Annotated in this window: 11 protein-coding genes and 1 tRNA gene; 5 read left to right on the forward strand and 7 right to left on the reverse strand. The window is 73.3% G+C overall.

Annotated elements, in window-relative coordinates; translation table 11 throughout:
• Positions 1-78 precede the first annotated feature (78 nt).
• From HMPREF3099_RS00900 to HMPREF3099_RS00925, 6 genes are all read right to left on the reverse strand, one after another.
• Complete coding sequence (locus tag HMPREF3099_RS00900; RefSeq protein ID WP_070703339.1) at positions 79-1,530, reverse strand: acyl-CoA carboxylase subunit beta; 1,452 nt, start codon at positions 1,528-1,530, stop codon at positions 79-81.
• Positions 1,531-1,562: 32 nt separating this feature from the next.
• A complete protein-coding gene (locus HMPREF3099_RS00905; protein ID WP_070703332.1) occupies positions 1,563-2,801 on the reverse strand; it encodes a beta-ketoacyl-[acyl-carrier-protein] synthase family protein in 1,239 nt (412 codons plus the stop codon).
• Between the two features lie 83 nt (positions 2,802-2,884).
• Positions 2,885-3,133 carry an acyl carrier protein gene (locus HMPREF3099_RS00910; RefSeq protein WP_070703333.1) on the reverse strand — a complete coding sequence of 83 codons (249 nt, stop codon included), beginning with the start codon at positions 3,131-3,133 and terminating at the stop codon, positions 2,885-2,887.
• A 96-nt stretch (positions 3,134-3,229) separates the two neighbouring features.
• Positions 3,230-4,192, reverse strand: a complete 963-nt coding sequence (locus tag HMPREF3099_RS00915) for a beta-ketoacyl-ACP synthase III (RefSeq protein ID WP_070703334.1) — start codon at positions 4,190-4,192, stop codon at positions 3,230-3,232.
• On the reverse strand, positions 4,192-5,382 hold the full coding sequence (locus HMPREF3099_RS00920; RefSeq protein ID WP_070703340.1) for an acyltransferase domain-containing protein: 1,191 nt from the start codon (positions 5,380-5,382) through the stop codon (positions 4,192-4,194). Before HMPREF3099_RS00920 ends, HMPREF3099_RS00915 begins: the two co-directional genes overlap by 1 nt.
• A gap of 116 nt (positions 5,383-5,498) precedes the next feature.
• Positions 5,499-6,692, reverse strand: a complete 1,194-nt coding sequence (locus HMPREF3099_RS00925) for a PucR family transcriptional regulator (protein WP_070703335.1) — start codon at positions 6,690-6,692, stop codon at positions 5,499-5,501.
• A 148-nt stretch (positions 6,693-6,840) separates the two neighbouring features.
• Between HMPREF3099_RS00925 and HMPREF3099_RS00930 the strand changes: the two genes are divergently transcribed.
• Entirely contained in the window at positions 6,841-8,106 is a 1,266-nt protein-coding gene (locus HMPREF3099_RS00930) for a glycerophosphodiester phosphodiesterase (protein ID WP_070703336.1), read from the forward strand.
• Between the two features lie 78 nt (positions 8,107-8,184).
• Here the strand turns inward: HMPREF3099_RS00930 and aceE are convergent, their stop codons facing one another.
• Positions 8,185-10,932 (reverse strand): pyruvate dehydrogenase (acetyl-transferring), homodimeric type, encoded by a 2,748-nt coding sequence (gene aceE / locus HMPREF3099_RS00935; protein ID WP_070703337.1) that lies wholly within the window; start codon positions 10,930-10,932, stop codon positions 8,185-8,187.
• 258 nt (positions 10,933-11,190) lie between these two features.
• Between aceE and HMPREF3099_RS00940 the strand changes: the two genes are divergently transcribed.
• The 4 genes from HMPREF3099_RS00940 to HMPREF3099_RS00955 form a co-directional block, all read left to right on the forward strand.
• Positions 11,191-11,616, forward strand: a complete 426-nt coding sequence (locus HMPREF3099_RS00940) for a DUF3052 domain-containing protein (protein ID WP_070703341.1) — start codon at positions 11,191-11,193, stop codon at positions 11,614-11,616.
• Between the two features lie 57 nt (positions 11,617-11,673).
• Positions 11,674-11,746: transfer RNA gene (locus tag HMPREF3099_RS00945), tRNA-Val, on the forward strand.
• 1 nt (position 11,747) lies between these two features.
• Complete coding sequence (locus HMPREF3099_RS00950; RefSeq protein ID WP_070703338.1) at positions 11,748-12,611, forward strand: Nif3-like dinuclear metal center hexameric protein; 864 nt, start codon at positions 11,748-11,750, stop codon at positions 12,609-12,611.
• A 2-nt stretch (positions 12,612-12,613) separates the two neighbouring features.
• On the forward strand, positions 12,614-13,101 hold a 488-nt coding region (locus HMPREF3099_RS00955), incomplete at its 3' end, for a reverse transcriptase-like protein (protein ID WP_141761913.1).

The raw sequence follows: 13,101 nt of genomic DNA on the forward strand, positions 1-13,101 counted from the left end.
CCGGTGGGCCCCCGTGGGGTGCCCACCGGCGTCTCGTCGTGCGGGCGGTCCCCGCCCCGTGCGGAGCGGGGACCGGCCTCAGAGCGGGATGTTGTTGTGCTCACCGCGGCGCTGCGGGGCCTCGGCCAGGGCCTCCACGATGCGCGAGCGCGTCACGGCCGGCTCGATGACGTCGTCGATGACGCCGATCTCCATGCCGCGGGCCAGTCCACCGGAGAGCACTGCGTGCTCGTCGGCCAGCTCCTGCTCCAGGCGGGCGCGCTCCTCGCCCTCCACCTCGGCCAGTTTGCGGCGGTGCAGGATGCGCACGGCCGCCACGTGGCCCATCACGGCCATCTCCGCCTGCGGCCAGGCGAACACCCTGGTGGCACCCAGCGAGCGGCTGTTCATGGCGATGTAGGCGCCGCCGTAGGTCTTGCGAGTCACCAGCGTCACGCGGGGCACCACGGCCTCGGCGAAGGCGTGCAGCAGCTTGGCGCCGCGGCGCACCACGCCGTCCCACTCCTGACCCACGCCCGGCAGGTAGCCCGGCACGTCCACGAGCACCACGAGCGGCACCCCGAGGGAGTCGCACAGGCGCACGAAGCGCGCGGCCTTCTCCGCCGAGGACGAGTCCAGGCAGCCGCCCAGGCGCATCGGGTTGTTGGCCACCACGCCCACCGTGCGGCCGCCCAGGCGGCCGAGCACCGTGACGATGTTGGGCGCCCAGCGGGGGTGGAGCTCGACCGCGTCCGGGGGCAGGGTGACGGCCATCGGGTTGAGGTCGTCGCCGGCGCCGTCGCCGTCCAGCAGGTCGGCCACCAGCGGGTGCACGTCGTAGGCACGCTTGGGAGAGGTGGGGAAGGTGGCCGCGAGGTCGCGGTCCACCACCGAGGCGGTGTCGAAGCTGCGCTGGTCGCCCAGCAGGGCGCACAGGGCGCGGGTGCGCTCGAAGGCCTCGTCGTCGGTGCTCGTCACCACGTGGACCACGCCGGAGCGGCGGCTGTGCGGCTCGGGGCCGCCCAGGCGCAGGGCGTCCACCTGCTCGCCGGTCACCGAGCGCACCACGTCGGGGCCGGTGACGAAGACGCGGCCCTCGGGGCCGAGCACCACGAGGTCGGTGAGCGCCGGGCCGTACGCCGCGCCGCCGGCGGCCGGGCCGAGCACCAGGGAGATCTGCGGGATGCGCCCCGAGGCGTGGGTCATGGCCGCGAAGACCTCACCCACGGCGTGCAGGGACACCACGCCCTCGGCCAGGCGCGCGCCGCCGGAGTGCCACAGGCCCACCACGGGGGCGCCAGCGGCCATGGCCGCCTCGTAGGCCACGAGGACGACCTTGCAGCCGGCCTCGCCCATGGCGCCGCCCTGGATCGTCGGGTCGGCGGCGAAGGCCACCACCTCGACGCCCTGGACGAGGCCCTTGGCGGCCACCATGCCCTCGTCGCCCCACGGTGTGAGCAGCTCGCAGGAGCCGTCGTCGAAGAAGCGCTCGAGGCGGGCCACCGGGTTGCGGGGGTCCTCCTCGCGGGGCGGCTTTCCGGCGGCGTTCACGCGCGACCCGGCCGGGGTTCCGGGCGCGGCGGTCACGACGCGCTCCCGAAGGCGATGGCCACGTTGTGGCCGCCGAAGCCGAACGAGTTGTTCAGCGCCACCAGGTCGCCCTGGGGCAGGGGGCGGTGCTCGCCGCGCACCACGTCGAGGTCGATCGCCTCGTCGAAGGTGTCGATGTTGGCCGTGGCCGGGGCGGTGCGCTCGTGCAGGGCCATGACCGTGAGCACGGACTCCACGGCGCCGGCGCCACCGAGCAGGTGGCCGGTGAGGGACTTGGTGCCCGAGACGGCCACGCCGTCGGCCGCGGAGCCGAACGCGCGGCGGATCGCCTTGGACTCGGCCACGTCGCCCACCGGGGTGCTCGTGGCGTGCGCGTTGACGTGGACCACGTCCGTGGCCCGCACGCCGGCGTCACGCAGGGCGAAGGTCATCGCGTCGCCGGCGCCCACGCCCTCGGGCTCCGGGGCGGCGATGTGGTGCGCGTCGGAGGTCATGCCGGCGCCCAGCACCCGCGCGTAGACCCGGGCCCCACGGGCCGCGGCGTGCTCGGCGGTCTCGAGCACCAGCGCGCCCCCGCCCTCGCCGAGGACGAAACCGTCGCGGTCGGTGTCGTAGGGGCGCGAGGCGGTGGTGGGGGAGTCGTTGCGGGTGGACAGGGCCTGCATCTGGGAAAAGCCCGCCATCGGCATGGGGTGGACGCAACTCTCGGAGCCGCCCACCACGACGACGTCGGCCTCGCCGCGGCGCAGGATCTCCAGTCCGGTGGCCACGGCCTCGGCGCCCGACGCGCACGCGCTCACCGGCGTGCGCGAGGCGCCGCGGGCGCCCAGCTCCAGGGAGACGGCGGCGGCGCCGGCGTTCGGCATGAGCATCGGGACGGTGAGCGGCGAGACGCGGCGGGTGCCCTTCTCGCGCAGCACGTCCCACTGGTTCATCACGGTCACCACACCACCGATGCCGGTGCCCATCACCACGGCCAGACGCGTCGGGTCCACCTCGGGGGTGGCGGCGTCGGCCCACGCCTCCTTGGCGCTCACCAGGGCGAACTGGGCCGTGCGGTCCAGGCGCTTGACCTGCACGCGGGGCAGCACGTCCTCGACGTCGGCAACCACCTGGGCGGCGAACTCCACGGGAAGGCCGTACTGCTCCTTCCACTCGCTCGGCAGGGCGCGCGCGCCGGAGGTGCCGGCGAGCAGGGCCTTCCAGCTCTCGGGGGCGGTGCCACCCAGCGGGGTGATGGCACCCAGGCCGGTGACGACGACGTCGGTCATGGTTCCTCCGGTGGTGGTGAGGGGAAGTCAGGGATGAGGAGCCGGGCGTTCTGCAGAGGCCGCCCGGCCCCTCGGGGGTGGCCTCAGGCCTGGTGGGTCTTGATGTAGTTCACGGCGTCGGCGACGGTGTTCAGGTTGCCCATCTCCTCGTCGGGGATGGCGACGCCGGTCTTCTCCTCGACGTTCACGAGGATGGTCATCATCGACAGGGAGTCGATGTCGAGGTCGCCGGCGAAGGACTTCTCCGGGGTCACCTCGGCCGGCTCGATGCCGGTCTCCTCGCTGACGACCTCGGCGAGGACGGTCAGGATCTGGTCGTCGGTCTGGGCCATGGATTCCTCCTGGTGGTGGGCCCGGGGGCCCGGTGTCGTCGGCAGCTGCCGACCTGTCGTGGTCCGGTGTTGACCCGCCGGACCGGCGGGAGCATGTCAGGGCAGTCGCACGACCTGGGCGGCGTACACCAGCCCGGCGCCGAAGCCGAACTGCAGCGCGATGTCGCCCGAGCGGGCCTGCCCCTCGGCGAGCATGCGCGCGGTGGCCACCGGCACGCTCGCGGCCGAGGTGTTGCCCGTGTGGCGGATGTCGTCGGCGACGCGGACCGACTCCGGCAGCTTGAGCTGCTTGACCATCTCGGCGGTGATCCGCGCGTTGGCCTGGTGGGGGATGAAGACGTCGAGCTCCTCGGCGGTCACCCCGGCGGCCTCCATCGCCCGGCGGGCGACCTTGGCCATCTCCCAGACGGCCCAGCGGAACACCGAGTTGCCGGTCATGGTGAGCATGCCGTCCTCGCGGGTGCGGATGAGCTCCCACTGCGAGCCGTCCGATCCCCACACGGTGGGGCTGATGCCGGACGCCTCGGCCAGGCTGACCACGGCGGCACCGGCGGCGTCGGCGAACAGGAAGGCCGTGCCGCGGTCGCTGAGGTCGGTGAACTGGCTGAGGTACTCCACGCCCACCACGAGCACGTGGTCGGCCGTGCCGGCACCCACCATGTCGTTGGCCAGGGCGATGCCGTGGCAGTAGCCCGCGCAGGCCGCGGACAGGTCGAAGGCCGGAGCCTGCGAGCCGAGCTCGGCGGCCAGCATCGGGGCCACGCCGGGGGTGCGCATCGGGTTGGAGACGGTCGCCACCACGACGGCACCGATCTGCTCACCGGTGATGCCCGCCGCCTCGAGGGCCTCGCGGGCGGCGGCGGTCGCCATCGAGAGGGTGGTGTCCTCCTCGGTGGCCCAGCGGCGCTCGACGATGCCGGTGCGCTGCTGGATCCACTCGTCGGAGGAGTCGATCGCCTCCACGAGCTCGTCGTTGGGCACCACGCGGGAGGGGCGGTAGGCGCCCACGCCGGTGATGGCCGCCGGACGCAGCGTGGTCTGGGTGCGCAGGGCCTGCATCACGCCTCCTGGCGGGGGTGGACGCGCACCAGCGGCTGGCCGGGGTGCACGGGGTCGCCGTCGGTGACCAGCCACTCGACCACCTGGCCGTCGCCGGTGGCGCGGACCGGCAGCTCCTCGCGCAGGGTGCGCACGGTGGCCACCTGCTCGCCGGCGGTGACGCGGGCCCCCTCGGGCTTCTGGCAGCCCGACAGGTCCACGGTGCCCTTGCCGGGGGAGACGAGCATGCGCCAGGTGGGGGCGTCGCCGCCCTCGGTGGCGGCCTCGCCGTGCTCGCGGAGCATGCGGCGCGCCTCGTCGAGGTCCTCGGGGCTCTTGAGGGCGAGGGCCTCCACGCCCTTGAGGTGCTTCTTCACCAGGCCGGTGAGCACGCCGGCCGGCGGGATCTCGATGACGCCGGTGACGCCCATGTCGGCCAGGGAGTCCATGCACAGGTCCCAGCGCACGGGGCGGGAGACCTGCGAGACGAGGCGGCTGAGCACCTCGGTGCCAGAGCGCAGCACGTTGCCGTCGGCGTTGGACACCAGGTCGATACGGGCGTCGTGGGTGCTCATGGCGCGGGCGTACCCGGCGAGCGTCTCCACGGCCGGGGCCATGTGCTCGGTGTGGAAGGCGCCGGCCACCTGCAGCGGGATGACGCGGGTGCCCCGGGGCGGTGCGGCGGCGAAGGCCTCGAGCTGCTCCACGGTGCCGGCGGCCACCACCTGGCGGGCACCGTTGCGGTTGGCGGCGGTCAGGCCGGCGGCCTCCACGGCGGCGACGACCTCCCCCTCGTCACCGCCGACCACGGCGCGCATCGAGGTGGGCGTGACGGCCGAGGCCTCGGCCATGCCCTTGCCCCGCTCGCGCACGAACACCATCGCCTGCTCGGCGGTGAGCACGCCCGCACCCACGGCGGCGGTGATCTCACCCACGCTGTGGCCGGCGCCGGCGCGCACCATCCGGTAGGCCTCGGCCGGATGCTCGAAGAGCGCCAGGAAGCTAACCAGGCCGGAGCCGACGATGAGCGGCTGGGCCACGGCCGTGTCGCGGATGGTGTCGGCGTCCGAGGTGGTGCCGTGGGCCACGAGGTCGAGGCCTGCGCACGCCGAGAGCCACTCCATGCGGTCGGCGAAGCCGGGCAGCTCCAGCCAAGGGGCGAGGAATCCGGGGGTCTGGGCGCCCTGTCCAGGGCAGACGATCGCAAGCACGGGCCCCACTCTGGCAAGCGGGGAGCAGGGGCGGGGCCGTGCTTCGTCACCGAACCGTCGGGGCATTCTTGGAGGAAACCTCCAAGTGGTCGGGGTGGCGAGGCCGCAGCCGGTGGTCAGCCGTCGGTCTGCACCGAGCGGCGCCACCCCGGTCCCCGCGGGGTGTCGATGCGGTGCACGGCCAGGGCCACCCGCAGTGTCCAGGCGTCCCGGGGGTCGGTGAGGTCCAGGCCCACCAGCTCGTCGATCCGCGAGAGCCGGTAGCGCACCGTGTTGACGTGCACGAAGAGTGCCCGGGCAGAGGCCTCCAGCGCTCCGCCCTGGGCGAGCAGGGTCTCGGCAGTGGCCAGGAGGTCCCGCCCGGCCTCCTGGAGCGGGCGCACGACGAGCTTGGTGAGCTCCCGCCGGGCGGCCTCGTCGCCGGCGAGGACGCGCTCGGGCAGCAGCTCGCTGGAGCGCACGGCCGCGGGGGCGTCGGGCCAGGCCCGCGCAGCAGCCCACCCGGCCAGCGCGGCGCGTGCCGAGCGCCCCGCGGCGAAGAGGTGGGGGACCACCGGACCCACCACCACCGGGGCGTCCAACGTCTCGGTGAGCGGGGCGAAGGCGTCCTCCTGGGCCTCCAACCCGCTGAGCACCACCACCACGCGCCCGGAGCTCAGGGCCACCAGGGCCTCCCTGCGATGCCGTCGGCAGGCAGTGCGCACACGGCGCAGCACCTCGGTCTCGTCGCCCAGGTCGCTCGTGGTGCCGACGGCCACGGCCACGCCACTGGCCTGGCCCCAGCCGAGGGCGGCGGCCCGGGAGTGCACGTCCTCGGTGGCCTCGCCGCGGACGACCGCGTCGACCACGAGGGACTCCAGCCGGGCGTCCCACGAGCCGCGTGCCTCGGCGGCGCGGGCGTAGACCGAGGCGGCCCCGAAGGCGACGTCCCGGCTGAAGCGCAGGCAGGCCAGGAGCAGCCGGTCGCGCTCGGCACGGGTGGGGGCCAGGTCCTCCACGGACTCCTCGACGGTGCGCACGGTGACCCGGACCAGCTCGATGGTCTGCTCCAGGCTCAGCGCCGTGCTCAGCTCGCGCGGGGCGTCGGCGAACACCAGTGTGGCGCGGCCGGGGTCGCGCGGCCCGGAGAGCCACTCGGCGAAGGCCCGGATGCCGGACTCGGCCACCACGCCCACGCCGGAGCGGTGCCGGGCCGGCAGGGCGCGGTACCACTCGTGCCGCTCCATCTCGTGCAGGGCGGCGTGGGTGAGGGGGGAGACCTGCTCGAGCAGTCGGGCGAGGGTCCCCTCGGCCACCTGGGGCGCAGTCATGGGCGCAACTGTAGGTCCACCACAACATCGGGCAGCGGGCCGGGGCCCGCTCCCGGCCCGCGCGGTTCGGCATCCGTTCAGGTGCCGTTCCCCGGACGCTCACCCCGCCGGTGCCGCCCGTGCACCTGCCCGATGTGGGCTGGGCCCCATGCACATCACCCCTCGCACCCTCGCCCCTGCCCTCGCCGTCGCCGTCGGTCTCACCGGGTCCCTCCCCGCGGCCGCCGGGGCCGCCACCGGCGCCGGTCCCACCACGCCCGAGTCCACCGACCACCCCGTGCTCACCGCCGAGACGCCCTGGGTCATCGGCCACCGGGGCGCCTCCGGCCACCGCCCGGAGCACACCCTGGCCGCCTACGAGCTGGCCGTCCGCATGGGCGCCGACTTCTTCGAGCCCGACCTGGTGAGCACCAAGGACGGTGTCCTGGTGACCCGCCACGAGAACGAGATCTCCGGCACCACGGACGTGGCCGACCACCCCGAGTTCGCCGACCGCCGGACCACCAAGACGGTCGACGGCCAGGAGCTCACCGGCTGGTTCACCGAGGACTTCACCCTCGCCGAGCTCAAGACGCTGCGGGCCACGGAGCGCATCCCGGACATCCGCCCGGGCAACACCCGCTACGACGGCCAGTTCGAGGTGGCCACCTTCGACGAGGTCATCGCCCTGCGGGAGCGGCTCAGCGCCGAGACCGGCCGCGAGATCGGCATCATCCCGGAGATCAAGCACCCCACCTACTTCGACGGCATCGGCCTGAGCATGGAGGAGCAGGTGGTGCGCACCCTCGAGGAAGCCGAGCTCAACCACGCCGACGCGCCGGTCGCCATCCAGAGCTTCGAGGTGCAGAACCTCGTGGACCTCAACCGCACCCTTCAGGCGCGCGTGCCGCTGGTCTTCCTCTCCTGGTACGAGGGCCAGCCCTACGACTTCACCGCCGCCGGCGACTCCCGCACCTACGCCGACCTCATGAAGCCGGCCGGCCTGCGCGAGCTGGCCCGCGACGTCGACGCCATCGGTCCGGAGCGCACCATGGTGGTGCCCGAGGAGGGTGGCGTGCTCGGGGAGCCCACCTCACTGGTGGCCGACGCCCACGCGGCCGGCCTCAAGGTGACCCCGTACACCTTCCGTGCGGAGAACGAGCACCTGCCGGAGTCGCTGCGCGGCTCCGAGGACCCCACCGAGCTCGGTGACATGGACACGCTGATCCGTGCCCACCTCGATGCCGGCGTCGACGGTGTCTTCTCCGACCAGCCGGGCCTGGCCGTGCAGACCCGTGACGCCTGGCGGGGCGGTCCGATCGTGGACACCGGCGTGCAGGCCACCCCGGCGCCGCGCCTGCCGCTCGTGGCCGGGGGAGCTGCGCTCCTGCTGGCGGGTGCCGCCCTGGGGCACCGCGCCGCCCGCCGCGCCTGAGCCGGCAGGATCCGGGAAGGACGCAGCCCCACCCCCTCGCCGAGGGGGTGGGGCTGCGTCGTGGTCCGGGACCTCCGGTCAGCTCTCGCCGCCGGAGTTGCCGGAGGTGCCGGCGCGGGTGTCGAGCAGCTGGTAGTGCTCGGCGGCCTTCAGGGCGGTGCCCTTCTCCACCTCGCCGCGCTTCTCCAGCATCTGCAGCGTCTTGACCACCATCGACGCGGAGTCGATGTGCAGGAAGCGGCGGGCCGCCGGGCGGGTGTCGGAGAAGCCGAAGCCGTCCGCGCCCAGGCTGTAGAAGTCGTCGAGCATCCACGGGGCGATGAGGTCCTGCACGGCGCGCATGTAGTCGCTCGTGGCCACGATGGGGCCCTCGCCGGCCGGCAGCAGCTGCTGCACGTACGGGGTGCGGGCCTCGTCCTCGGGGTGCAGGAAGGCGTCCTCGTCGCACTGCGTGGCCTCGCGGGCCAGCTCGCCCCAGGAGGTGATCGAGTACACCGAGGCGTTGACGCCCCAGTGCTCGGCCAGCTCCTCCTGGGCGTCCAGCGCCCACGGCACGCCCACGCCGGAGGCGAGCAGGCGGGCCTTCGGGCCCTCCGCCTCGCCCTCGGCGAGCAGGTAGCCGCCCTTGAGGATGCCCTCGGTGTCCACACCCTCGGGCTGCTTCGGCTGCACCATCGGCTCGTTGTAGACCGTCAGGTAGTAGATGACGTCCTCGGCGTCCGGGCCGTACATCCGGCGCATGCCGTCCTGGAGGATCTCGGCGATCTCGTAGGAGAACGCCGGGTCGTAGGACACGATCGCCGGGTTGGTGTGGGCCAGCAGCGGGCTGTGGCCGTCCATGTGCTGCAGGCCCTCGCCGGCCAGCGTCGTCCGGCCGGCCGTGGCCCCGATGAGGAAACCGCGCGAGAGCTGGTCGGCGGCGGCCCAGATGCCGTCACCGGTGCGCTGGAAGCCGAACATCGAGTAGAAGACGTACACCGGGATCATCGGCTCGCCGTGGGTGTCGTAGGACGAGCCCACCGCGGTGAAGGCGGCCACGGAGCCGGCCTCGTTGATGCCCAGGTGCAGCAGCTGGCCCTGCTCGCTCTCCTTGTAGGACAGCATGAGGTTGGCGTCCACCGACTGGTAGTTCTGCCCGTTGGGGTTGTAGATCTTGTTCGTCGGGAAGAACGCGTCCATGCCGAACGTGCGGGCCTCGTCGGGGATGATCGGCACGATCCGCTTGCCGATCTCCGGGTCGCGCATCATGTCCTTGAGGATGCGCACGAAGGCCATCGTGGTGGCGACCTCCTGGGTCCCCGAGCCCTTGCGGCCGACGTCGTAGGTCTTCTCGGCCGGCAGGTTCAGCGGCACGTGCTCCGAGAGGCGGGCCGGCAGGTCGCCACCCAGCTTGCGACGGCGCTCCAGCATGTACTGGATGGTCTCGTCGTCCTTGCCCGGGTGGTAGTACGGCGCGGCGAACTGGTCGTTCTCGAAGGCGGAGTCCGGCACCGGGATCTTGAGGCTGTCGCGGAAGCCCTTGAGGTCCTCCACCGTCAGCTTCTTCATCTGGTGCGTGGCGTTGCGGCCCGCGAAGTGCGAGCCCAGCGAGTAGCCCTTGATGGTGTGCGCCAGGATCACGGTCGGCTGGCCGGAGTGGTTCATGGCGGCCTGGTAGGCGGCGTACACCTTGCGGTAGTCGTGGCCACCGCGCTTGAGCTTCCACCAGATGTCGTCGTCGGACCAGTCCTTGACCATCCTGCTGGTGCGCGGGTCGCGGTCGAAGAAGTGCTCGCGCACGAAGGCGCCGTCGTTGGCGCGGAAGGTCTGGAAGTCGCCGTCGGGCGTCTTGTTCATGAGGTTCACCAGCGCGCCGTCGCGGTCGGCGGCCAGCAACTCGTCCCAGCCACGGCCCCACAGCACCTTGATGACGTTCCAGCCGGCGCCGCGGAAGAAGGCCTCGAGCTCCTGCACGATCTTGCCGTTGCCGCGCACCGGGCCGTCCAGGCGCTGCAGGTTGCAGTTGACCACGAACGTGAGGTTGTCGAGCTCCTCGTTGGCGGCCAGCTGCAGGGCGCCGCGCGACTCCGGCTCGTCCATCTCACCGTCGCCGAGGAAGGCCCACACGTGCTGCTCGGAGGTGTCCTTGATGCCGCGGTTGTGCAGGTACTTGTTGAACTGCGCCTGGTGGATGGCGCCCAGCGGGCCCAGACCCATGGAGACGGTGGGGAACTGCCAGAAGTCCGGCATCGAGCGCGGGTGCGGGTAGCTCGGCAGCGCCAGGAGCTTGCCGTCCACGTAGTGGGACTTCTCCTGGCGGAAGCCGTTGAGCTGGTCCTCGGTCAGGCGGCCCTCCATGAAGGCGCGCGCGTAGATACCGGGGGAGGCGTGGCCCTGGAAGAAGATCTGGTCGCCGCCGCCGGGGTGCTGGCGACCGCGGAAGAAGTGGTTGAAGCCGACCTCGTAGAGCGTGGCCGCCGAGGCGTAGCTGGAGAGGTGGCCACCCACGGAGACGCCCGGGCGCTGGGCGCGGTGCACCATGATGGCGGCGTTCCAGCGGATCCACGCGCGGTAGCGGCGCTCCACCTCCTCATCACCGGGGAACCACGCCTCGTCCTCGGGGCCGATCGTGTTGATGTAGTCGGTGGTGGTCAGGGAGGGCACGCCGACCTGCTGCTCGCGCGACCGGTTGAGCAGCTCCAGCATCACGTAGCGCGCGCGGGCGCGACCGCGCGCGTCGACGAGTCCGTCGAGGGAGTCGAGCCACTCGGCGGTCTCCTCGGGGTCGATGTCCGGGAGCTGACTGGGCAGGCCGTTCAGGATCGGTCCGGTGTCCTTGGTCGTCACGAAGCTTCTCCTCCTCACACGCGCCGCACGCCACGGGGACCGTGGCGTGCCCGGCGGGCTGCCTGCACCGGAGTGTGCAGACGTCTGCCCGCCATTGTTCCACCCGGAGGGCGGACGGGCCCCCGGTGGGCCGCCCGTGCGGGTGCCGGCGAAGCGGGGCGACGGGCGTCGGGCATCATGGTGTCGCGCCACCGCACCGTGGAGGCGCGACGACGCTGCCCGACGGGCAGTGACGATCACCACATCGAGGAGGACCACGTGGAGGCGACCGCAACGGCGGACGCACGGGCCCTGGCCGACCGGCTGGGTTTCACCGACGACCAGATCGTGCAGGAGGTCGGCTGGGACGAGGACGTCCCGGAGGACCTGCGCCTGGCCATCGAGGAGGTCACCGGCGCGCCGCTGGAGGACGAGTCCTACACCGGCCCGGTGGACGTGTGCCTGCTGTGGTTCCGCCAGGGCGACGGCGACCTCACCGACGACTGCGTCGACGCGCTCGCCGGGCTCGAGGACGACGGCTTCGTCCTGCTCGCCACGCCCAACCTCAAGCACGACCTGCACGTCGACCAGGCCGACGTCGACGAGGCGGCCAAGACCGCCGGCCTCCAGGCCCAGAGCTCGCTGCAGCTCGACGAGACCTGGCTGGCCACCAAGCTCGGCCGCCCGACGCGTCGGCGCGGCTGAACGACGCGGCGCACGGCCGCCGGGTGGGAGGATGACCCGGCGCGCCCGCCGCGCGTGGGGCCTGTAGCTCAGCTGGCAGAGCACTGTGTTTACACCGCAGGTGTCGTCGGTTCGATCCCGGCCGGGCCCACATGGAGAACTCCACCTGTTCCCTGTCCGACGTCGTCGAGGTGCTCGACGGGATGTTCCCGCCGGCCACGGCGCTCTCCGGCGACGTGGTGGGGCTGACCGTCGGTGACCCCTCCGCCTCCGTGCGGCGGGTGCTCATGGCGGTCGACCCCACCCTCGCGGTGGTGGACGAGGCGGTGGCCGGCGGCTTCGACCTGCTGGTCACCCACCACCACCTGCTGCGGGCGGGCCTGCACGCCGTCGTGCCCAGCGAGCCGAAGGGGGCGGCGGTGCTCGCGCTCTCCGAGGGCGGGGTGGGCCTGTACTCGGCGCACACCAACGCGGACGTGGCGACCGGCGGCGTGAACGACGCCCTGGCAGCTGCCCTGGGCCTGCGCGACGTGGAGCCGCTGGTCGAGCCCGAGGGACAGCCGCTCGGGCGCGTGGGACAGCTTCCCACCGAGACCACCCTCGAGGGGTTCGCGCAGCACCTCGCCGCGGTGCTGCCCGGCGCCCCGGTGGGCCTGCGGGTGGCCGGCCCCCGCGACGGGCGGGTGGAGCGCGTGGCCGTGCTCGGGGGTTCCGGCGACCGGGAGTTCGACGCCGTGCGCGAGGCGGGTGCCGACGTCTACGTGACCGCCGACCTGCGCCACCACCCGGTGAGCGAGTTCCGCGAGCACGGGCTGCTCGCGGCCCGCAGCGGCGGCGTGGACGGTCCCTTCGTCATCGACGCCGGGCACTGGGCCACCGAGTCGCTCTGGCTGGCCGGCGCGGGGGAGCGGCTCGCCGACGAGGTGGAGCGCACCACGGGCGCACGCCCCGAGGTGCTGGTGAGCACCACGGTCACCGACCCCTGGGACTTCACCGTGAGCACGCAGGAGGGCTGACCATGGCGACCTGGACGATCGAGGCCGACGGCGGTTCGCGTGGCAACCCCGGGGTGGCCGGCTACGGCGCCCTGGTGCGCGACCCTGCGGGGGCCCTGCTGGCCGAGCGCGCCGCGCCGCTGGGCAGGGCGAGCAACAACGTGGCCGAGTACACCGGCCTGCTCGCCGGTCTGCAGGCCGTGCTCGACCTCGCGGACCTGTCGGCGGGGGACACGGTGGCCGTGCGGATGGACTCCAAGCTCGTCATCGAGCAGATGGCCGGGCGGTGGAAGATCAAGCACCCCGACATGCGGCGCCTGGCCCAGGAGGCGCAGGGCCTGTGCCGGCAGCTCCGTGACCGGGGCGTGGACCTCGACTGGGGCTGGATCCCGCGGACCCGGAACAAGGCCGCCGACGCCCTGAGCAATGACGGCATGGACGGGCGCACGGTGGCGCGCGACCACGTGGCGGCCGCGGCCCCGGGGCCGCGGGCGGTCGACGCGGCCGGGGA

The organism is Kytococcus sp. HMSC28H12 (assembly GCF_001816045.1).
Taxonomy (GTDB): Bacteria; Actinomycetota; Actinomycetes; order Actinomycetales; family Dermatophilaceae; genus Kytococcus; species Kytococcus schroeteri.